At 66.7% G+C, this 21071-nt stretch carries 22 protein-coding genes; 10 read left to right on the top strand and 12 right to left on the bottom strand.

All coding sequences use genetic code 11. From position 1 onward, the window contains the following. Positions 1-30 precede the first annotated feature (30 nt). A complete protein-coding gene (locus NG696_RS13830) occupies positions 31-1452 on the bottom strand; it encodes an amino acid permease (RefSeq protein WP_252575839.1) in 1422 nt (473 codons plus the stop codon). Between the two features lie 403 nt (positions 1453-1855). Here NG696_RS13830 and NG696_RS13825 point away from each other — a divergent pair, with 403 nt between their 5' ends. Genes NG696_RS13825 through NG696_RS13815 form a run of 3 tightly spaced genes read left to right on the top strand, consistent with a single transcriptional unit; the run spans position 1856 to position 4216 of the window. Continuing rightward, positions 1856-2563, top strand: a complete 708-nt coding sequence (locus NG696_RS13825) for a nucleoside/nucleotide kinase family protein (RefSeq protein ID WP_252575837.1) — start codon at positions 1856-1858, stop codon at positions 2561-2563. Then, positions 2560-3555: an aldo/keto reductase gene (locus tag NG696_RS13820; RefSeq protein ID WP_252575835.1), complete on the top strand. Its 996-nt coding sequence runs from the start codon at positions 2560-2562 to the stop codon at positions 3553-3555. Before NG696_RS13825 ends, NG696_RS13820 begins: the two co-directional genes overlap by 4 nt. A gap of 10 nt (positions 3556-3565) precedes the next feature. Beyond that, a complete protein-coding gene (locus tag NG696_RS13815) occupies positions 3566-4216 on the top strand; it encodes an MBL fold metallo-hydrolase (RefSeq protein WP_252575833.1) in 651 nt (216 codons plus the stop codon). An 85-nt stretch (positions 4217-4301) separates the two neighbouring features. Here the strand turns inward: NG696_RS13815 and NG696_RS13810 are convergent, their stop codons facing one another. After that, the gene (locus NG696_RS13810; RefSeq protein ID WP_252575831.1) at positions 4302-6221 is read right to left on the bottom strand and encodes a DEAD/DEAH box helicase; all 1920 of its coding nucleotides are present in this window, start codon (positions 6219-6221) and stop codon (positions 4302-4304) included. Positions 6222-6547: 326 nt separating this feature from the next. On the opposite strand from NG696_RS13810, the gene NG696_RS13805 reads away from it, so the two are divergent. Continuing rightward, positions 6548-7273 carry a class I SAM-dependent methyltransferase gene (locus tag NG696_RS13805; RefSeq protein WP_252575829.1) on the top strand — a complete coding sequence of 242 codons (726 nt, stop codon included), beginning with the start codon at positions 6548-6550 and terminating at the stop codon, positions 7271-7273. Positions 7274-7282: 9 nt separating this feature from the next. Here NG696_RS13805 and NG696_RS13800 read toward each other — a convergent pair whose 3' ends face one another. Then, positions 7283-8665 (bottom strand): MFS transporter, encoded by a 1383-nt coding sequence (locus tag NG696_RS13800; protein ID WP_252575828.1) that lies wholly within the window; start codon positions 8663-8665, stop codon positions 7283-7285. A 1-nt stretch (position 8666) separates the two neighbouring features. Further along, positions 8667-10007: an MFS transporter gene (locus NG696_RS13795; RefSeq protein ID WP_374211228.1), complete on the bottom strand. Its 1341-nt coding sequence runs from the start codon at positions 10005-10007 to the stop codon at positions 8667-8669. 124 nt (positions 10008-10131) lie between these two features. On the opposite strand from NG696_RS13795, the gene NG696_RS13790 reads away from it, so the two are divergent. Both NG696_RS13790 and trmB read left to right on the top strand, forming a co-directional pair. Further along, positions 10132-10527, top strand: a complete 396-nt coding sequence (locus NG696_RS13790; RefSeq protein ID WP_252575824.1) for a hypothetical protein — start codon at positions 10132-10134, stop codon at positions 10525-10527. Between the two features lie 115 nt (positions 10528-10642). Further along, the gene (trmB, locus tag NG696_RS13785) at positions 10643-11566 is read left to right on the top strand and encodes a tRNA (guanosine(46)-N7)-methyltransferase TrmB (RefSeq protein WP_252568577.1); all 924 of its coding nucleotides are present in this window, start codon (positions 10643-10645) and stop codon (positions 11564-11566) included. A 72-nt stretch (positions 11567-11638) separates the two neighbouring features. Here trmB and NG696_RS13780 read toward each other — a convergent pair whose 3' ends face one another. Continuing rightward, positions 11639-12085 carry a hypothetical protein gene (locus tag NG696_RS13780; protein WP_252575823.1) on the bottom strand — a complete coding sequence of 149 codons (447 nt, stop codon included), beginning with the start codon at positions 12083-12085 and terminating at the stop codon, positions 11639-11641. A gap of 63 nt (positions 12086-12148) precedes the next feature. Then, the gene (locus tag NG696_RS13775; protein WP_252575821.1) at positions 12149-13738 is read right to left on the bottom strand and encodes a hypothetical protein; all 1590 of its coding nucleotides are present in this window, start codon (positions 13736-13738) and stop codon (positions 12149-12151) included. A 188-nt stretch (positions 13739-13926) separates the two neighbouring features. Here NG696_RS13775 and NG696_RS13770 point away from each other — a divergent pair, with 188 nt between their 5' ends. Further along, entirely contained in the window at positions 13927-14805 is an 879-nt protein-coding gene (locus tag NG696_RS13770; protein ID WP_252568580.1) for a DUF1206 domain-containing protein, read from the top strand. Between the two features lie 74 nt (positions 14806-14879). Next, the gene (locus NG696_RS13765) at positions 14880-15362 is read left to right on the top strand and encodes a type II toxin-antitoxin system RatA family toxin (protein ID WP_252575819.1); all 483 of its coding nucleotides are present in this window, start codon (positions 14880-14882) and stop codon (positions 15360-15362) included. Between the two features lie 43 nt (positions 15363-15405). Here the strand turns inward: NG696_RS13765 and NG696_RS13760 are convergent, their stop codons facing one another. Both NG696_RS13760 and NG696_RS13755 read right to left on the bottom strand, forming a co-directional pair. Then, complete coding sequence (locus tag NG696_RS13760; RefSeq protein ID WP_252575818.1) at positions 15406-16071, bottom strand: anti-sigma factor family protein; 666 nt, start codon at positions 16069-16071, stop codon at positions 15406-15408. Further along, entirely contained in the window at positions 16068-16568 is a 501-nt protein-coding gene (locus tag NG696_RS13755; protein ID WP_252575817.1) for a sigma-70 family RNA polymerase sigma factor, read from the bottom strand. The genes NG696_RS13760 and NG696_RS13755 overlap by 4 nt, the downstream gene beginning before the upstream one ends. Before the next feature lie 227 nt (positions 16569-16795). Here NG696_RS13755 and NG696_RS13750 point away from each other — a divergent pair, with 227 nt between their 5' ends. Next, complete coding sequence (locus NG696_RS13750) at positions 16796-17326, top strand: COG4315 family predicted lipoprotein (protein WP_252568584.1); 531 nt, start codon at positions 16796-16798, stop codon at positions 17324-17326. Between the two features lie 27 nt (positions 17327-17353). Here the strand turns inward: NG696_RS13750 and NG696_RS13745 are convergent, their stop codons facing one another. The 3 genes from NG696_RS13745 to NG696_RS13735 form a co-directional block, all read right to left on the bottom strand. Then, the gene (locus NG696_RS13745) at positions 17354-18169 is read right to left on the bottom strand and encodes a hypothetical protein (protein ID WP_252575815.1); all 816 of its coding nucleotides are present in this window, start codon (positions 18167-18169) and stop codon (positions 17354-17356) included. Then, on the bottom strand, positions 18162-18740 hold the full coding sequence (locus NG696_RS13740) for an RNA polymerase sigma factor (protein WP_252575813.1): 579 nt from the start codon (positions 18738-18740) through the stop codon (positions 18162-18164). Before NG696_RS13740 ends, NG696_RS13745 begins: the two co-directional genes overlap by 8 nt. A 155-nt stretch (positions 18741-18895) precedes the next feature. After that, on the bottom strand, positions 18896-19531 hold the full coding sequence (locus NG696_RS13735) for a protein tyrosine phosphatase (protein ID WP_252568586.1): 636 nt from the start codon (positions 19529-19531) through the stop codon (positions 18896-18898). 153 nt (positions 19532-19684) lie between these two features. Between NG696_RS13735 and NG696_RS13730 the strand changes: the two genes are divergently transcribed. Then, positions 19685-20068, top strand: a complete 384-nt coding sequence (locus tag NG696_RS13730; RefSeq protein ID WP_252568587.1) for a DUF5655 domain-containing protein — start codon at positions 19685-19687, stop codon at positions 20066-20068. Positions 20069-20140: 72 nt separating this feature from the next. Here NG696_RS13730 and NG696_RS13725 read toward each other — a convergent pair whose 3' ends face one another. After that, the gene (locus tag NG696_RS13725) at positions 20141-20992 is read right to left on the bottom strand and encodes a DMP19 family protein (RefSeq protein ID WP_252575811.1); all 852 of its coding nucleotides are present in this window, start codon (positions 20990-20992) and stop codon (positions 20141-20143) included. Positions 20993-21071: the final 79 nt, after the last annotated feature.

The raw sequence follows: 21071 nt of genomic DNA, 5'->3' as shown, positions 1-21071 counted from the left end.
TACGGACCGGACGGACATCCGGCCTGAAGATCAGGGGCGGGCCGCTACCGGCTGCTTGTCGGGCTCCTCCTCGAGCCCTTCAGCCGTGGGGTCCACGGACGGATTTGCCGGAAGGTCGGCGGCGTCGTTGCCGGCCTCTTCTCCTGGCTTACGGCCGTAGCGCCGGCGTAGCTCGTAGCTGAGGAGGATGATCACGAGCGTCACGCCGCTCATCACGAACTGGGTCTGGGTGCTGGGCAGCAGGGCCATGGCGGCGATGACCAAGAGCATGAGCGCGATGGTTGCGTAGCTCAGCCATGGAAACAGCCACATCTTAAGCTTCAGCGCCCCGGGGTCGTCGCGGTCCAGTCTCTTGCGCAGCACCACCTGTGACAGTGCGATCGCCAGGTAGACGAAGAGCGCCACGGCACCGTAGGAGTTCACCAGGAAGGCGAACACCACATCGCCCCACACGTAGACACAGACCACCGAAACGTAGCCCACGGTGGTGCCCAGCAGGATGGCACGGCGCGGAACGCCGCTCCGAGACAGCTTGGTGAAGAACTTGGGGGCATCGCCGTTGCGGGTGAGCGCAAACAGCATGCGCGAGGTGGTGTAGAGGGCTGAGTTCAGGCACGAGAGCACTGCCGTGAGGACAATGAAGTTCATGATGGTGGACACGGCCGGGATACCCAGGACGTCCAGCACCGCCGCGTAGGGGCTCACGCCGACGCTCTCGGCATCCCACCTCTGGATCGCCACCACCACGAAGATCGAGCCGACGTAGAAGGTCACCACCCGGGCCACGATGGAGCGCATGGCCTTCTTGACGGAACGCTCGGGGTCTTCGGACTCGGCGGCCGCAATGGTGATGATTTCCGCGCCGGTGTAGAAGGCCACACAGGGAACGACGGCGGCCAGCACGGCACCCCAGCCCAGCGGCGTGAAACCGCCGTGGTCAAAGAGGTTGCCGATCCCCGGCGTCGACTCGGGCCATAGGCCGGTGATCCACAGTACGCCCAGCCCTAGGAACAAGACGATGGCCACAACTTTGATGGAGCTGAACCAGTACTCGAACTCGCCGAAGGAGCGGGCCGAAGCCATGTTCGTGGCGCTCAGTACCACCATCAGGCCCAGGCTGAGCATCCACAACGGAACCATGGGGAACCACAGCTGGATGATCCGGCCACCGGCAATCGCCTCGACTGCCACCACAATCACAAAGAAGTACCAGTACATCCAGCCGGTGGCGAAACCGGCCCGCTGTCCCAGTGCCTGGCGTGCGTAGACATAAAAAGAGCCCACCACCGGACGCGCTACGGCCATTTCAGCCAGCATCCGCATGAGGAGCAAAGTGATGACTCCTGCGATCGCAAACGAGACGATGGCCGCCGGGCCGGTGCTGCTGATCACCACGCCACTGCCGACGAACAACCCGGCACCAATGACGCCCCCAATGGCGATCAAATTCATGTGTCTGTTCTTGAGGCCCTTGCTAAGGCCGGCATTGTCGGCCTGCCGGGGTTCGGCTTGATACACGTTTCCTCCAAGATGCTCTGACGAAACCCGTTGAAGTGCACTTCGGTGCCCGCGCCACGAAGCGCGAAGCCAGGTCCACCGGAGGGTCGGACCGTACTGCAATCACTGGGTGATTCAGATCACTCCTCCTGGTGTAGCCATAAACCTACGGAGCCGACGTAGGGGGTGCACAGGGCCAGATCAAGCGGAAAAGAGGGAGCCAGCGGTGAAAGCGTGGGTCCACGAAGTCTCTCATGGCTGCCGTCCGGTCCGAAGATGACTGCACCCACACCGCCGTGACCTCCTCGTTCCGATAGTGGAAACCGGGAAGAACCAGCGGCCGGTTTAGGCTTTTGCCATGGACTCCCCCGAAGTACAGAAGGCACTCGACGCCCTGCGGCACAGGCTCGATGGCAGCCGGCGTACACTTCTGGGCATCACGGGCGCGCCCGGCTCCGGCAAGTCCACGTTCGCGGCCCGGCTGCAGCGGGAGTTCGGCCCGGAACTCGCCGTAGTAGTGCCCATGGATGGCTTCCATCTGGGCAACGCGATCATCGAGGGCACACCGCTGCGGCAGCGTAAGGGCGCAATGGACACGTTCGACGCCGGCGGGTACCTGTCGCTGTTGCAGCGGCTCGTGCGCCGGGACGAGGCAGTGGTGTACGCACCGGAGTTCCGGCGGACTTTGGACGAGCCGGTGGCCGCGTCCATCGCAGTCCCCGCGTCCGTGCCGCTGGTGATCACCGAGGGAAACTATCTGCTGGCGGAGACACCCGCGTGGAAGGATGTCCGGGCGCAGCTGGATGAGGTCTGGTTTATGGACACCCCTCCCGCGCTTCGGCTGGCCCGGCTGGTGGACCGGCACGTGGAGTTCGGCATGGATCGGGCCGCTGCGGAGGCGTGGGCGGCAGGACCGGATGAGGCCAACGCTGTGATGATCGAGGCAACGCGCCAGGGCGCCGACCGGATCATCCCGTGGGACCAGGACGCCGGCCAGGAATACTCAGGCCGGGGTAAGGGTTCTTGGCTGGGACGAGAGTCCCCAACGAATGGAGAGCGCTCATGACTGCAGCATTGGTACACCTCGGCGACGGCCTGAACGTCAGCCCCCTCGGCTTCGGCGGCATGGCCCTCACCCCGGTCTACGGCGACGTTGACTCGCACGAGGCCCTCAAAACCCTGCACCATGCGGTGGATGCCGGCGTCAGCTTCATTGACACCGCGGACATCTACGGCGGAGGCAGCAACGAGCAACTCATCGCGCAGTTGCTCAAGGACCGGCGGGGTGAAGTGCAGCTCGCCACCAAGTTTTCCCTGGTGGGCTCGCCGGCTGATGGCTACACGGATGTCCGAGGAGATGCCGCCTACGTCCGGCAGGCTGTCGACGCCAGCCTGAAGCGGCTTGGCACGGACGTGATCGACCTCTACTACATGCACCGCCGTGACCTCCGCGTTCCGATTGTGGAAACCGTGGAGGCCATGGCGGGGCTGGTGCAGCAGGGCAAGGTCAAACACCTTGGCCTGTCAGAGGTGACCGCGCAGGAGCTGGCCGAAGCCCACTCCGTGCACCCCATCGCCGCGGTCCAAAGCGAATGGTCCATCTGGAGCCGCGACGTGGAACGCAACGTAGTTCCGGCCGCGGCCAGCCTGGGTGTGGGCTTTGTGCCGTATTCGCCACTGGGCCGGGGATTCCTCACCGGCACGGTGGACGCTTCCAGCCTGGGAGCAAACGACTTCCGACGCCGGATCCCGCGGTTCGCCGCGGACGCCTTTGACGCGAACCAGGGAGTCGTGGCGGCCGTGCGGTCGGTCGCGGCCGAGCTGTCCGCAACGCCCGCCCAGGTTGCACTTGCCTGGCTGCTGGCGCAGTGCAAACGGTTGGGACTGGCCGTGGTCCCCATCCCCGGCACGCGCAGAACGCACCGGATCGACGAAAACCTGGGCGCCCTGTCCCTGGACCTGACCCCGGCGCAACTGGAGGCGCTGGACCAGGCTGCGGACGCCGTCGTCGGCTCCCGCTCGGCGGACGCCAACTGGGTGTCCCAGGGCCGTGAATAGACTGATGCCCATGGACACGCTCATTCACGACCTACGCGACATCACCATCCGCAGCATCTCCGTCAGCGAGATGAACAACAACGTGTACCTGCTGACCGCGAAGGCCAGCGGCGCACAGCTGCTGATTGATGCCGCAGACGACCTTCCGGCCATCCAGGCGATGCTGCAGGACGCCGCTGCGGATACCGCGGCCACGCCCAAACTGGTGCAGATTGCAACGACGCACCAGCATTGGGACCATGTCCGGGCACTGCCGGCGTTGGTGGAAGGGACCGGCGCGCCAACCGTTGCCGGAAAGGACGACGCCGCGGCGCTGCCAGTGCCCGTGGACCGGATCCTGGAGCATGGGGATACCTGCGCCGTGGACGGCTTCGAGCTCACCGCCGTGCACCTGCGCGGGCACACCCCGGGCTCCATCGCGTTTGTGTACCAGGACCCGGAAGGACCGGCCCACATCTTCAGCGGGGATTCATTGTTCCCGGGCGGCGTGGGCAACACCCAGAAGGATCCTGAGCGGTTCACGTCGCTGCTGGACGATGTCACCGCGCGGCTGTTCGAGGCCTACCCGGATGACACCATGGTGCACCCGGGTCACGGCAGCCCCACCACCCTGGGCGCGGAACGCCCGCACCTGGAGGAGTGGCGCGCCCGCGGATGGTAGGGCTTAACTCATCGAGTGCTCCGTACCTGCCGTTATGAACCTTCTAAACGGCGGTTACGGAGCACTCGATGGTAGTTAAGGGACTTTAGCGGCTGCGGCGTTCGTTCGAGGCCGGGGCCGACGCGCGGCGGGGACCGCTGCGTGCCGGACGGCCATTGCCGCCACCGTTGCCGGCGTACGAGCCGCCGGACGTGCCGCCGGTATTGGAGGACCAAACAGCCTTGTTCCCGGCATTGCCGCCGTTGCCCGAGTTACCTGTGGAGGCTCCGGCGCGCTGGCCGGATCCACCCGTGCGGGCACCTGCACCGGCGCCGGCGGTGCGGGCCCCGGCTGCGCGCTGGCCCGTTGCCGGACGTCCGCCGCGCTGTCCGCCGGTGGTAGCCGGGCGGCCCGTGCCGCCACGGGGAGCATCGCTGCGGGTCACGCGTGAATCCGAACGGCCGTCTGAACCGCGGCCGGCCGCTGCACGGCCACCTGCTGCGGGGACGTCGTTGCGGTGCGTGGAGCCTGTGGCGCCGTGGCCGCGGGAATTGCGGCGAGCAGCAGCTGCTGCAATGGCGCGGTCCTCGTTCTGCTCAGCTACCCGGTCAAATGCTGCCCGCGCCTCGGTGCGGCCTTCATAGGCAACAGCGCGGCGCTCGGCGCGGGGAAGATCGGTGCGGGTCGGCTCAGCGGAGACGCGTCCACGTCCACCACGGCCGCCACGGCCACCGGCGATGGGGCCTTCCTGGCTGCGGCGGGCGCGCTTGCGCTCGGCGTTGGCACCCGTGGAGGTGCCGCCGCCCTGCGCGGACTTCTTGGCCAGCAGAGCGGCGCGGGTGCGCGGATCGATCTTGTCGGCCATTTCGCCCACGAGCTCAGCGACCAGCGGGGAGTTGGCGGTGACGCGCTCGAAGTTAACCTCGACGCCCGCAGCCTTCATCAGCTTCTTGACGTCGGACTGCTGCTCCGGGAGGGTCAGCGTGACAACGGTGCCATCCGAACCTGCGCGGGCCGTACGGCCTGAGCGGTGGAGATATGCCTTGTGCTCTGTGGGCGGATCCACGTGGATCACCAGTTCGACGTCATCCACGTGGACGCCGCGGGCTGCGACGTCGGTGGCCACCAGTACGCGGACGTCACCGGAGGAAAACTCGGCCAGGTTGCGGTCACGGGCGTTCTGCGAGAGGTTGCCATGCAGATCGACGGCGGGGATCCCGGCGTCGGTCAGGGTCTTGGCCAGCTTGCGGGCGTGGTGCTTGGTCCGCATAAAGAGTACGCGGCGGCCAGCGCCCGAGGCGAGCTCCACGATCAGCTGCTTCTTGACGGTCTGGTCGTTGACCACCAGGACGTGGTGCTCCATGGTGGTCACCGCGGCCTGTGATTCGTCCACGGCGTGGGTCAGCGGGTTGGACAGGTAGCGCTGGACGATCTTGTCCACGCCGTTATCCAGGGTTGCGGAGAACAGCAGGCGCTGGCCCTGGCTGGGGGTCATGTCCATGAGCTTCTTGACCACCGGGAGGAAGCCGAGGTCGGCCATGTGGTCGGCCTCGTCCAGTACGGTGATCTCGACGCCTTCGAGGGTCAGGATGCGCTGGCGGATCAGGTCCTCCAGGCGGCCCGGGCAGGCGATGACAATGTCGACGCCGGCGCGCAGTGCCTTTTCCTGGCGTGCCTGGGAGATGCCGCCGTAGATCACGGTGGTGGTCAGGCCCATGGCCTTGGCCATCGGCTCGATGGTGGCGTTGATCTGGGTGGCCAGTTCACGGGTCGGTGCGAGGACCAGGCCCATGGGGCGGCCGGGCTTGCGGAAGTGCTTGGCTTCCCGCTCAGCGAGTCGTGCTACAAGCGGGATGGCGAAAGCGATGGTCTTGCCGGAGCCGGTGCGGCCGCGGCCCAGGACGTCGCGTCCGGCCAGGGTGTCCGGGAGGGTCTTGACCTGGATTGGGAACGGCTCAACAATTCCCTGTGCGGTGAGGGTGTCGGCGAGTGCTTTGGGCGTGCCGAGGGCAGCAAAAGTAGTCATATATTTCATGGTCTTTCAGGCGGTATCCGTGCGGATATCGGCCCCCGATGCCGGTTGGCTCAAGGGTTTCGCCGAAGAAAAGTCAGGTGATCAACCGTGCTGCTGCCCAATTCAGGGCGGCGGCTGGGACCAAATGGAACGCGTTCATCGACGCAGGATGTGCCTCTCACATGAAAAAACCCGCTTCCCAAATCAAGGGACGAGCGGGCATCACTGCACATCAAGTCCCATAAGCGTACCATCCCCGCGCCTGGGCCTCTTTCAAGTACGTGGTGCAGGGGGTGCTGGCGTTGCCTTTGGGTGCCTGGCAGGCGCAGGCTTGAGGCATGACTCAACAGGGTGCGAACCACCACGACACAACGGACGACGGCGACACCCGGCTTGGGGATGCACCCCAACCCAGTGCCGCGGAGGCGTGGGACGAAAGGTACCGGAGCAAGCCGAAATTCTGGAGCGGGAAGCCCAACCCGCAACTGGTCCGCGAAGGCGCGGGACTGCGGCCGGGCAAGGCATTGGACTTGGGCTGCGGCGAAGGTGCCGACGCCATCTGGCTCGCCCAGCAGGGCTGGACCGTCACCGCCGTCGACGTTTCCGCCATCGCGCTGGAACGGGCAGCCACCCACGAAAAGTCGGCTCTGGACCGCGAGAGTGTGCATGCCGAGGGCGCGGGTGAAATTCCCAGCCGCATCCACTGGGAGCAGTGTGATCTGGAGGAGTGGCAGCCCACGGCAACCTTCGATCTGGTGTCCTCCCAGTTCCTGCATTCCCCGCATCTGGCGTGGCAGGGCCCGCTGCGGACGGCGGCTGCGGCGGTCAAGCCGGGTGGCACGCTGCTGATCGTGGGCCATCATCCGGACCACCTGCCGCCGTGGGGAAACCACACCAGACCGGAGATGTTCTACACCCCGGCGCAGCTCGTGGCGGAGCTCGGCCTGGACTCGCCGGACTGGCAGCTGGAGGTCAACACCACGCGGGAGCGGACGGCTTCGGGTCCGGACGGCGAGGAAGCCATCATCGGCGATACCGTACTCCGCGCCACCCGGCTGGCTTGAGTTTTGTGGTTAGCGGGAAACCCGCGGCGCCACCGCAACCGCGGCGACGGCCACCACCGCCGTCAGCGCGAAGACCCCCGCGAACGATTCCGCCGTCGTCGTAAATCCCGCGAACACGATGCCCGTGGCGGCGAGCGCCAGCGCGCCGCCCAGCGAGTCCGAGATGGACATCGCCGAGCTGTTGAATCCTTCGTTTTCCTTGGTGGACATGGCGAGCGTCATCACGCTGAGCCGCGGATACAGCAGCCCCATGCCGCCGCCGGCGAAGAGCCAGCCGGCAATCGCGACGGCGGCAGGCCAGTGAAGGGCCGACGTCGCCAACGTGAGGAGAATGGCTCCCAGCACCAGCGCTGAGCCGATGCGCACCGCCGCCCGGTGCTGCAGCCGGGTGCCGAGGCGGCCCTGGATGGCGGCAGCGGCTGCCCACGACAACGCGCCTCCGGTGAGTGCCAGGCCAGCGAACGTCGGCGGGAACTGGTACTCCTCGATCAGCAGGTACGGCAGGTAGACCTCGGCACCGAAGAATGCGGCAGACGCCAGGCCGCGGGTCAGGATCACGCTGGGCAGGCCGCGGCGGGCGAGCAGTGTTCCGCGCGGTACCAGCGGCCGCACGGCTACGAGGGCAATCACGACGGCGGCCGCGGCCAGGAGTGCCGGGGTTGCGGGAATGCCGGCGATAGTGACTCCGGCGGAGAGGTTCAGCCCCAGCACAGCGAGCGCGGCGAGCGCCGCCCAGGCCAGGCGGCCCAGCGCCCAGGGCGGGACCGTGCCCTGCTCAGAAGGCCGGTCGATGCCGCGGAGCACCGGAACAATCATCACGAGGGCGGGCACCACCAGCCCCACCACGCCCAGGAACACCCAATGCCAGCTCAGGACCTCCGCCACGATGCCGGCAGCGAACGGGCCCACCAGGGACGGGATCACCCACGCGGCCGAGAAGGCGGCAAAGATCCCCGGGTGCAGGACGGCCGGGTAGACGCGGGCCACCACCACGTAGAGCGCAACCGTCAGAGCGCCGCCGCCAAGTCCCTGCACCAGGCGGCCGGCAACCAGCATGGGCATGGACACGGCCGTGCCCGCGATGATCAGGCCCAGCACGAACAACGCCACGGAGGCGTACAGCGGGACTGTTGGGCCGCGGCGGTCCGACCAGTTTCCGGCCGCCACCATCCCGATCACGCCGGTGGCCAGCGGACCGGCGAAGGCCAGCGCATACAGGCTGGCGCCGTCGAGCTCGCGGCTGACGACAGGCATGATGGTGGTCACGGCGAGCGATTCGAAGGCCGCGAGGAACACCAGGGCACATGCGCCGATGGTCACCCACAGGTACGGTCGCTGCAGGATCCCGGCTGTGGTGGCGGAATGCGTGGCCGGCAGGGCGGAATCGGGCACGCTAATGGCCCGATCGGCTGGAGTCGCCGATGTAGCGGTTCCGGCCCGCGCGGTAACCGAACACCGCGGCCAGCGAACCGACCACCAGGAACAGCACCCCGGCGGCCGTGAACGATCCCGTGGCCTGGTGCAGCTGGCCCACCATCAGCGTGCCGGTGGAACCCAGCCCGTAGCCCACGCCCTGCATCATCCCGGACAGGTGCGCCGCCGTGTGCCCGTCCCGGGTCCGCAGCATGATCATAGTCAGGGCAACCGCGGTGAGGCTTCCCTGGCCCAGGCCGAGCAGCCCGGTCCACACCCAGATGAGTTCCAGGGGTCCGAAGATGCTCAGCGCAAACCCGCCGCCGGTCATCAGCGCCACCACTACAGCGATGGCCCGCTGGTCACGGAACCTCGCCGCCAGTGCAGGGGCAAACAGTGAACCCGTCATCTGGAGCACGATCGAAACAGAGACCATCAGGCCGGCCGTGCCGCCGTCCACGCCGCGTTCGCGCAGGATCGGCGCCAGCCAGGCAAAGACGCTGAAGGACATCATGGCCTGCAGCACCATAAAGATGGTCACCTGCCATGCCACCGCCGAACGCCACACGTTGACGCCGAGGTTGGCGGCCTGGTGCCGGACGGGGTGCTGGCGCAGCGCCACCGGAAGGAACAGCAAAAGTACGACGGCGGCAGGAACGGCCCAGAACCACAGCGCCGAGGTCCACTCCCCCGTCGCCGTGAAGACCGGGTAGGTAAAGCCGGCTCCGAGGGCGGCCGACGCGCAGATCGCCGTGGTGTACAGGCCGCCCATGAGGCCCAGCCGGTGCGGGAAATCGCGCTTCACCAGCCCCGGCAGCAACACGTTGCACAGGGCGATGGCGGCACCGCAGGCAGCAGTTCCCGCCAGCAAGGTAGGGAGGTGGCCGGCACCGGGCACCAGGCCGCCGATGTCCGCGGGCCGCAGCAGCAGCCCCGCCGTGAGTACTGTCATGGCACCAAGCAGCACGCGTTCGGCGCCGAACCGGCGGGCCAGGACAGGGGCCAGCGGTGCGAAGGCACCCAGGAGCGTCACGGGCACGGTAGTGAGCACCACCACGGCCCAGCCCGGCAGGCCGGCGTCGGACGTGATCTCCGGAAGAACCGCGGCGAAACTGGAGAAAACCGTGCGGAGGTTCAGCCCGATGAGCACCAGGCAGAGGCCCAGGTACACGAGCGCGCGCCGGCTGCCCTGAGGGCTTTCGGGACCGCCTCCCGACTGGCCCGGAAGGCGCGTCGGGGCCGCTGGGGGGATGTCGTCGATTTCGGCGTCGATCAGAAGTCCAGGCACATCAACGTTGTCAGCACGGGTCACGGGACCCATTCTGTCAGGCTTCGTTGCCACGCGGAGTTATCCACATAGACCAGAAAAGGGCTGGTTGCCCACCTGGAGCGACCCTACCGTGGGATCAGCATGCGGTACCCAGCCATAACATTCGGGAGAAGCCATGAGCCTCGCACCATTGCACGATCCGTCCATTGCGTCCGCCCCGGCCTCGCCGAAGGCCCACGGCAGTGGGGAGGGCACAGCCAGCCTCGCTTTCAGCCTCATCGCCCCGGCGAGCATGTTTCTGACTGTGCCCTTCAGCCTATTGGCGGAGTTCTTTACGAGGCCTTCGGAGGGGCCTGGCCGGCTGGACTGGGTCGCACCGTTGGTGCTGTGGAGCTATCCGGCGCTGTTTGGCCTGCTCGCAGTGACGCTCGGCATTGTTTCGCTCCGCGTCTTTGTGCGTCGGTCAAACGGTTGGCGGGCTGGCGTGGCTGCGTTGTGGATATCGGCGGCCGAGGTTGCCGTGGGCCTGGTGCTCGTGCTCAGGGACGGGGACTTTATGATCCTCTTCTGAGATTTCATTTCCTTCCGACCTCGCAGGGCGACCATTTTCGCGTTCCATCGCGTTCCGTTCGTGGCTCAGGTGAGTGCCCAAGCCGTGGGCGGGGGCCCCGGGTATTCTGGAAGGGATGAGCGAATCCCCAGAATCCCCCCAGCCTCCGCATGTCCCGCGCCCGGTGACGCCCGGAACCCAGGCGTCGTTCGGCACTTACGGCGGCAGGCCGGTGAGCTTTGTACGCCGCGGAACCCGCCTCCAGGGGCGCCGCCAGACGGCCTGGGAAGAGCACTCGGACCGGTGGGCGCTGGACGTCCCCCGGCACATTGCGAACACGTCGGTCCACCCGGACTACACGTTCGACGCCGAAGCCGAGTTTGGCCGCAAGGCACCGCTGGTTGTGGAAATCGGTTCGGGGCTGGGCGATGCCATCTGCTACGCGGCCGAGGAAAACCCGGACACGGACTTCCTGGCGGTTGAGGTTTATACCCCGGGGCTGGCCAACACCATCATCAAGATCAATAGCCGCGGGCTGAACAACGTCCGGGTGGTGGAAGCCAACGCGCCCGAGGTCCTCGCCACCATGCTGCCGGCAGGTTCCGTCAGCGAGCTGTGGGTGTTCTTCCCCGATCCCTGGCACAAGTCACGGCACCACAAACGCCGCCTCATCCAGCCGGAGTTTGCCGAACTGGCGGCACGGGCACTCACCAAGGGCGGACTGTGGCGGGTCGCCACGGACTGGTCCAACTACGCTGTCCACGTGCGCGACGTACTGGCTGGATCGCCGGACTTCGAAAATCTCCACACCGGCGAGCGCCACGGCCCGGAAAGTCCGCTCACCCAAGTGTGGCAATCCGGCGTCGAAACCCTGGTGGGCGGCGCGCCCGTCCGCGAAGGCCGGGCGCCGGTGAGCACCGCGCACACCGGCCCCAACGAGGGCGTGGATGAAACTGGCGGCTGGGCGCCACGCTTTGAAGGCCGGATCCGCACGAGTTTCGAGGCGAAGGCCCACGAGGCCGGCCGGCTGATCTTCGACCTCTGCTACCGTCGGCGCTGAGCCTTGAAATGTAAGTAGCGCTAACTGCCGTTTTGAAGGCTCAAAACGGCAGTTAGCGCTACTTAGTTGAGGTCAGTTCACGCTGATGGAGGCGACGATCTCCTTGAGCATCCCCAGCCGCGGCTCGATCTCCGGGTTCACGTACGGCCAGATCACCACAACACCGATGAAACGGTTGTTCTCCCAGACTCCCACAGTGGCCGCGACCCTCGCCTCGCCCGCCGGATCCGTGTATCCAACCACGACGGCGTACGAGGACTTACCGGGTGCGTTCAGTTCGCCTTCGGTGAGGATGGTCCCGGCCCGGTCTTCAAGGTAGAAGCCTGACATCAGGTGTGCCCAGCCGTTGGCCTGCGCGGCGCCGGTCACGGAGGTGTCGTCCTTGATGACCGTCACCAGGACACCGCCCAGCAGGCCATACTGCTCGGTGTTTGGCCCGGCGGCGGAGTCCTCCAGAACCTGGGTGTGCTCGGGGAAGTCTGCCGTGAATCCCAGCGGGGACTCGATATGAACTGACATGGTTGCTCCTTAGCGGTAAGTCTTGGCTGGGCTGGCTGGCACATGCGGATCCGGCACGGGACGTCAGAGCTTCTCGAGCTTGGTGTCGTTCGGGACCTTATAGTACGTGGACACGTTGGTGGTTGCCTTGTTCTCGGTTTTGACCTCCACCTCGCCGGCCTTGAGGTCAACGCCGAACTCGTTGGATGCTGTCACCACACTGTTCACCTGGACCGTGGCGGAACCTGCCGCGTAGAGCTTGGCGGCGTCGTGGCCGGCCGCAACCGTGTCTCCCAACGCCATATTGCGCATGTAGCTATCGATCACAGGCGCGTTCTCCGGCGAGTACTCAACATTGATCTTCACGGTGCCCTGAGTGCCCACTGTCACGCTGGACTCAGCCTTTGTGCCCTGGAGGTCGGCACCCGTGCTGGCGCCCGCGGCAACCGTGCCCTCCATGGATACGGCGACCGATTCCATGTTGCCGTTCTTATCCAGGTTCACTTCCAGGCCGCCCTTGCCTGAGGCCTCGAACACCCTGCCGTCAAGGTCCAGCTTGCCCTGGGCCGACACCTCGGCGCTGGCGGTGGCCGTGGCGTCCGTCAGGTTCCGCTCGTAGGCAAGATCCAGCTTCGCCGAGCCCGAAGCCGGGCCGGATTCACCTTTGGCTTCGAGGGAGAGCGTTCCCTTGGCTTTGTCGTCGTGGCCGGTGGAGCCGTTGTCGTCCGCAGCATCGCTGATGGTGTCCAGAATGTAGCCGGGCGGGTTGCCTGCCACATCCTTGATCTCACCGACGCTGTCCGGCGGGAGATCCGTATAAATCTGGTTGCGGGCGGCCATGGCCTCCTCCAGGCTGCCGAATTTGTACTCGCGCGAGGCCTCCCCGTTCAACGTGACGCCGGCGGTGCCGGTGGTGTCGTTCACTCCTACGCCCACGTTCCCGTAGACCTTCATGGTGGCCGAACCGTCTGCATTCTCTACGACGACGGTGCCCACCTCCGCGCCAGCGTGGAACCAGGCAACCCGGGCATCAAGGGAGGCCTTGCCGGACTCCGTGTATACGGGGGTTTCTGTCTTGGCGAGTTCCCGGAGGTGGGCACTCGCCTGATCCTGGGCGGACTGGGGAACCCCGCCGTCCATCCTCATGAGGTCCTCGGCGAACGGGCCGTTCTCGTCTTCGCCTTCGATCAGGTATTTCCGGTCCTCCTCGGACAGGCTGGCCCACCACTTGGCTTGCTCTTCCGGGCTGGCCTTGAGCATGCCATCCATGTCCCCCTTCAGCTCATGGCGGTGGGCCTCAGCCGCTGCCGCCTTCGCTACCTGTTCCTCCAGCCAGTTCTGCGCGCGGCTGCCCAGGTCCTTGAGTCTGTCCAGCACACTGGTCCCGCCACCGCCACCGCCGCCGCCGGTCGCGGCAGAGGACTGTTCCTGTTCGTTTGCGTGCTGCAGGAGCAGCTTGGAGTTGTGGCGGAGGCTGGATGCCACCCGCTCCAGGCTGGGGCGGTGGTTGCCGGACCAGTCCTGCCGGAACAGCTCGCCGTCGGTGCCCTTCCATGGCGCGGACTGGATCTGGCCCTGCAGGGAGCTGGCCCGGCTGCTGAGCAGCGCGGCCGCCTTGTCCACGGCCTTCGCCAGCTCCCGCAGCTGGCTGACGTCCGCGCCGTAAAAAGTCATGGTGTCTCCCCCGGAGAGTATTAAGAGTTAGATCTATCGCTGGACATATCGTCGCATGGTGGCAATTCTCCCGCGATGGGGAACACTCCCCATCGCCGGGCACACCAGCGGACACGCAGTTATTGTCGGTCCGCGGTGCGCAAAAGTTGGTACTATTCGCGGCCGGTTTCGCGTGGCACGATGGGGTTGTGCGGGGGGCACGCAAATCTGCGCCCCCGCGGCGCTGGCCCGAAGGAAGCGCCATCAAAAGAGAACTCAAAGACGCCGCAGACGCGGCGGAGGACGTCACCAACTCACGCGCACTGGAGTTGCTGGCGAGGGTGGGTTTCGCGGTAAGCGGCCTACTGCACTTCCTGGTGGGCGCCATAGCCATCCGCCTCGCCATGGGCGGTTCGGGGAATGCTGACTTCAGCGGTGCTGTTTCCGAACTGGCCAGCCAGCCCGCCGGGCCGTTCCTCCTGTGGGCAAGCTTTGCCGCCTGCGCCGCCCTTGCCGTCTGGCAGGCCAGCGACGCCGTCTTCGATTACAACCGGCTGCCCACCAAGGACAAAGTCGGTAAGAAGGCCAAAGCGGCAGCGCAGACCGTGGTGTTTGCCGGGCTCGCCGTGACCCTGGCCAGCTTCGCCATGGGCACAGGGTCCGGAGGCGACAACCAGCAATCAGCGAGCGACCTCACCGTCGCCGTCATGAAAGCCCCCGGCGGCATAGCACTGCTTGTCCTCGTGGGGCTCGGCATGGCCATCACCGGGATCATCTACGGCATCCGCGGAATCAAGAAGACCTTCGAGAAACAGCTGACGATGCCCGTCTCTCCCTCCGCCCGGACAGCCGTCACAGTACTGGGCGTCACCGGCTACATCGCCAAGGGCATCGTCCTGCTGCTGACCGGGATGCTCATCACCATCGCCACCCTGGGCGCCCATCCGGATGAATCCACGGGCCTGGACGGCGGACTCAGGGCCCTCCGCGACCAGCCCTTCGGCGTGTACCTGCTGGCCGCCGTGGGCGCCGGCCTCATCTGCTACGGCGTGTTCATGGTGGTGCGGGCTCGCCTGGCCAAAATGTAGGGTGGGGCGCCATCTCCGGGGCCCCGGTCTACCCGCCCCACCCGGCCCACCCGGCCTCCGGTTAGGGTGGGTCCATGCCCCAGGTACGCGCCGAACGCCTCATCCGCCTCGATCCGGAGACAGTCTTTGCCCTCTCCCAGACCACGGGTGCGTTCCGGCTACAGTGGGACCCGTTCATCTCTGCCCAAGGTTTCCTGGACGGCGCAACGTCCGCCGGAAAGGGCGTCCGGACTCGGACCGTGTCCCGCCTGGGCCTGGCGATGGTGAGCGAGTACGTTTCCTATGCGCCACCCAGGAACGTGGGTATGACCATGGTGTCCGGACCGTGGTTCTTCACGAATTTCGGCGGCGGCTGGCGTTTCACCGCGGACGACGGCGGCACGCGCGCCGTCTGGAAGTACACCTTTTCGTGCCGCCCGGCATGGTTGCGGCCGGTGGCTGAACGGATGGGCGCCTGGCTCCTGGGCCGTGAGATCACTAAGAGGATCGACGCGTTTGCCCGCGCCTGCGAAAACCCAGCTCTGGTAGCCGAGTTACGCGCCCTCCAAAGGCCGTAACCACAGCGCCGTGAACACCGGACCGTGTTCGCCGGCACAGGGATCAGGGCACCGTAATCACAGCAACGGCGCGCTGGGTTTCGTCCCGCAGTTCCAGGCTGGCGATGCTGGCCAGCTGTAGGGGCGTGGCGCCCATGACCTTCACTCTCCCGCTGGGCGTGGCGGTCCAGGCGCACGCCCGGTCTTCGCCGCCGTCGCGGTCCCGGACCCAGAGCGAGAGGGTCCCGTCCAGCGGCAGTTTGCTGCCGTTCACGGCCAGCTCGGTGCCCCAGGTTTTCCGGGCAAGGTCAATGCTGAACTGCAGGCCATTGCCGGACTGAACCGAGTAGCTGGCGTCCGGCTCCGGCGGCCGGCTCAGCAGCGGGGCCGCGGCCACCCCCAAGGCGAGGGACGCCGCGGCGACGGCGCCCACCACGGCCGCCCACCGCCGTCGTAGTTTACGACGCCGGGTGGCCAGTTCGTCGAGGACCCTGCGCGGCACGGAGCTGGCTGGCTCGGGGGCCACCGCGGGGCGGGCGCTCCCGGTGAGCGCCACCGCGTCCGGGACGGGAAGCGCGTCCAGCAGGGCCGGCAGGCTTTCAAGCTCGGCGAGTTCGGTCCGGCAGTCCGCGCAGTCCTCAAGGTGGGCTTCGAAACGTTGCGAATCCGCGGGGTCAAGCCCGCCGAGCACGTAGGCGCCCAGCAGCTGGTGCAGCTCAGAGGCGTTCACGGCTCCACCCCCATCTCGTCCAGGATGGTCCGCAGCGCCCGGACTGCGTAAAAGGCGCGGGACTTCACGGTTCCGCTGGGGATGTTCAGCTGCACGGCGGCCTCGTTGACGGTGAAACGGCGGTAGTGGAGCGCGACGAGGACATCGCGGTGTTCGGTACTGAGCCGCAGCAGCGCCTCTTCCATCAGCACACGGTTCAGGAGTTCATCCACGCGTTCCACGGCCTCGGAGGGATCGGCGAGTTCGCGTTCCATCACTTCGGCCGGGCGCCTTTGGGCTTTGCGGTAGTTGTCGATCATGATGTTCCGCGCGGTCCGGAACAGGTAGCTGCGGAGGCTTCCGGTGATGTCCGGGGCCTGCTGCCAGACCCGCAGCACGGTCTCCTGGACCACGTCCTCTGCCAGCTGCGGGTCGCGGGAGGCGCTGAGCACAAAACGGCGCAGGGCGGAGCCGTGTTCGCGGTAGATCGCGGCCACCACGTCCTCGTCCAGCGGCATGCCGCCCTCCTGTCCCTGATCCGGTCTGGTCTGCGGTTACAAATGCGGGCACACAGCTGTTCGTCCACACGATTACGTGCATCCACAGCGACGCTGCAGCTCCGCGTACATGCGATATAACGTCGGCGGACGGAAAACGGTTCACTTTGAACCATTCTTCACCCTGGTGCGTCGTACCGGTTAGCGTCCGGCGATCCGACGCCGGGCCCCAGCCGAGGAGGATCCCCATGAAACAGCATTTGGGCACAGGACTTGCCGCAGCGGCTCTCATAGCCGCACTTGCAGGCTGCGGCGGCAGCCCGGGAACCACCACCACAACCGCCGCTCCCACCACTCCGGCGGCCACCAGCCCGGCCGCCACGTCCGCCGCCACTCCATCAGCCACCTCAGCCGCCGTCGACCTCAAGACAGCATCCTCCAGCGCTGGCAACATCGTGGTGGATTCCGCGGGCATGAGCGTCTATTTCTTCACCAAGGACGTGAAGGATTCCGGCACCAGCGCCTGCACGGGAGCGTGCCTGACCGCGTGGCCACCGCTCCTCACCACCGCGGCCAAGCCTGCCGCAGAAGGCGTCACCGGCACGCTCGGGACAATCACGACGCCGGACGGGGCCAAGCAGGTGACCCTGAATGGACTGCCGCTGTACTACTTCGCGAAGGACAAGAATCCCGGCGACGTCCTGGGGCAGGGCGTCAACGACGTCTGGTACCTGGCCACGCCGGCCGGGGAAATCCGGACAGCGGCGTCAGGCTACTGACAGTTCAGGCGCTCACTGACGAACCGCCTACGGATGGATGCCGGGCAGCGGGACTGGAGGCGTGGGCGGCAGGGGCAGAGCCGGGGGCTGTCCCTCGCCGTTCAGCGGCGCCCCCGGTACACCCGGCGTGACGTTTTCAGTTAGCGGAAGGTCTGGCAGGGGCACTGCCGGCGCTGAAACCGATGGGGCCTGAGCGGGCTGCGTGGCTTGGCTGGAACCGGATCCCGGAGCGGCCGGAACCGGCACAGTGTCAGCCGTCCCGGCGGGTCCTACGGCAGGGACGGCGGGCTGGCCCGGTCCCGGAGCCGGGGTCTCCACCGGCGCGGGGGCAGACCCGCCGCCAACGGTGGACACGAAGGATGTTACTGCGTGGTTGACCTGGCCGATGGAATCCCGGATCCCCTGGTCGGAGGCCACGGCAACGGCGCCGCCGGCCGCCAGCGAAACGGCCACGGACAGCGTGGTGAGGGTGATCCTGCGCTTGGCACGACGGCGGGCGGCAAGCTCGTCGGTGGCCGCTGTGAGCTGGCCGGTTGCCTCGGCGAGGGCTACGGCGGGCTCTGACTGAGGGGAAGCCGCCACCGCCAGGTGACGGGTCGCTGCCGCGTGGCTCGGTGCAGGCGTCGGGACAACAGTCTGTGTCACGGCAGGAGTCTGTGTCACGGCAGGCCTCATAAGCGCGGCAACCGCATCGGAAGGTACCGGCCGCTCGGCTGCGAGCGCCTGGAGCTCCAGCAGAACGGGGTGGAGGACGCCGTCGTCGTCCAGCCCTGCCTCCAGCAGCAGCCGGTCAACAGACGCGTCGTCGCGGAAACCTTTGCGTGAGCCTGCGGTGTCACTCATGATCTGCCTGGTTTCTTCTAAGAGTCTGGTCCTTGAGGTTTTGCAGCGCCCTGCGTTGGAGCTGCTTGATGGCACCCTGGGACTTGCCCATGATGCCGGCCACCTGTTCGATGGATAAGTCCGCCACCACCCGCAGGGCCAGAACCTCGCGGTGTTCATCGGCGAGGCCTTCAAGCAGGGCAGCCGCGCCGCCGCTGTGGCCCAAGGCGTGGTCCTCCGCGGACGCCGTGCTCCGCCCGTCCTGCAGAGGGTCGTACGGAGTGAAGTCCGGCCGGCGTTCAACCCGCCGGTAGTAGTCCACCATCCGGGCGTGGGCGATGGAAAAAACCAACGACTTGGCGCCCTGAAGGCCGCCGGTCAACTCACCAATCTTGGGGAAAAACGCCAGGAACACATCCTGGGTGACAGCTTCGGGATCATCCACGCCACGGGCCTTGAGATAACCCAGGACCGCTCCGGACAAGGTTCGATAGACAGCGCCAAAGAGCACAGCCGGATCAGCACAGGCCGTGTCTGCAAATGTATCTATGTCTTCTTCGGCCAAAGTGTCTAGCACCAGTGGCTCCTCCATCCCGGGCAGCGTAGTCGCTCATCCCGGTATTCGGCGCGGCGTGCTCCGCTGCTGTCGGTCAGCTGCGGTCGGTCAGCTATCTGGCTGCCATGTGGACTGCGGGAATCCGGTCCGTCCGGAGCCGGTTCCCGCAGTCCACACTAGCTGAGCAGGTCCTAGTGGCCCGAAACGGCCGGAACGTCTACAACCTCGCCCGGCACGGCGGGAACAGCAGGAACGGCGGGAACGGAAGGCTCGCCGTCGACACCCGGAACTGCCGGCACGGCAGGAACAGCGGGCAGCTCGGGGCGCTCAGCCTTGGCGGCGGCAGAACCCTCGCCAGCAGCGTCGGCGTCGGCCGAGGCGGCACCCTGTGCAACGACGTCCGTGCAGAAAGCGTCAACGTTGCCTTCGCCCTCGGCGGCAATGACCAGCGACGAGAAGCCCTCGGAGGCTTCGTTCAGTCCACCGTTGGCGAAGGCGGTGCAGAGGCCAAAGGCTGCGGCACCTGCAGCGTCCACTGCGGTGCCGGCGGCGGCGGAGGCGTTGGCCTCGGCTGCGACCTCATCGTCGGAGACGGCTGCTTCGCCGGTTACTGCTGCATCACCGGAGGCGCTTGCGGAGGCTGACTCAGCAGAGTCAGCGGCCAGCTTCGGGGCCGGGGCGCCGAGCAGTTCGTGGGCGGTCTGCTGTGCGTCGGCCGGGAGGGCACCGGAAGCAGCTGCGACGCCGGTTCCACCGACGGCCAGGGTGCCCGCGGCGAGTACTCCGGCGGCGATTTTGCTGGTGGCGAGAACAGTGAACAACGACATATGACACTCCAAAACCTAGAGAACAATTCAGATCCGGCTCCGTGAGGAGCCCTTCACCCCCTACATCGCTGGCCGGACCGGGAAAGTTACGGCGCCTCCCAATCTTCTTTCGTGGCCCGGCTGCGGACCCATGGACCGCACTAGCATCGAGGCATGGCGATCACTCCGGAATCCGGAATTCATGCTGCGCCACGCCGACGAGCTTATCGATGGCCAGTACATCAACCACCCGGAGCTGCGGCCCATCGCGATGCGCTCCTGGCGTGGGCGGCGGCCCCCGAGGGCGTGGAGATCCAGATGCGGAAGGGCTACGTCTCGCTGCACAGCCCGCGCCGGAAGTTCGCCCAGGTCACCCGGACCACCAACACCGCCGTGGACGTCGCGCTCCGCCTCGACGCAGCCGCCGGAGGGCGTTTGGAAGCCTTGAAGGCCCGGACCGATGATCGCTTCGACCGCCGCGTCCGGCTCACGTCTGTGGACCAGGTGGATGAGGAACTGCTGGAAGTCCTCGCCAGGGCGCTGGACCAGAACACCTGACAGCTGGAACGACGGCGGGCCGGGTCGCCGGAAAACTTCCGACGAACCCGGCCCGGGACCGTGGTGAGGGTCCTACGCGTCGATCATCTCGTCGTCGTCCGCTTCCTCGAACTCAACGGCGGCGACGATTTCCTGGGTCTCCGGGTTGATCATGAACGCCTCTTCGTCGTCCTCCACCATGATGAAGTCGCCGTGGTCCGTGGTGAAGTGCCAGGCCAGCGTCTTCTCGCCGTCGTGCATGTAGTTGGGGTCACCCATGGTGATTTTCTGCAGCGTGTAGCCGGCGATGTCGCACAGTTCGCGGATGATGACCTCGAAATCCGGGGCGTCCTCCAGTGCTTCCTCATCGGCCGCGGCCTGGCGCTCCTCGAGGTTGGGGATGAGCGCAACCTGACGCTCGATGTAGGCGTCGAGCTCCTCGTCGTCGAGCACCAGCAGGCCCTCCTGGGACAGTAGCCAGGCGGCGTTGAGGGCCGTGATGTTTTCGGTTTCGAACGCCTCCTCGAACTCGCCGTCGAGCTCTTCAATGGTGCGCACGGCGTCGGTGGACTCTTCCTCGGTGTCCAGGTCGCCGTCGAGGTAGCGCTCTTCGTCTTCCTCGGACAAGGCATCAAACGCCGCAACGGTCCGGTTGAAGAGCTCCAGGTGGGCGGTTGCGCCCATCCCGGCGAGGCCCTCGCGGATGAGCGGGTCCACTTCGTCCCGGTCCGCGGTGAACACGTACTGGGCGAAACCGCCCTCCAAGGACTGCGTGACGTAGAAGTCAACGTAGTAGCTGCCGAGCGCCGCGGGCGCGATCTCGCCGGCGTCGAGCAGTTTCCCGTACATGGCGTTCACCACGTGAACGTTGGCATCTACAACCTCCTCGCTGCCTGCATCGATGCTGGCCTTCGTCAGGACGACGGGGTTCTGGCTCATGGTCATGGGATTCCTCACTGCTGAATGCCGGGTGCTGCTAGGGACACTTTCACGCTACGTCGGCGGGGGCGGCGCCGTGTTGAGG

It is taken from the genome of Pseudarthrobacter cellobiosi (genome assembly GCF_023913755.1).
In the GTDB taxonomy this organism is placed as follows: Bacteria; Actinomycetota; Actinomycetes; order Actinomycetales; family Micrococcaceae; genus Arthrobacter; species Arthrobacter cellobiosi.
The sequence above is the reverse complement of the archived record's forward strand: the minus strand, read 5'-3'. Positions and strand labels throughout refer to the sequence as shown.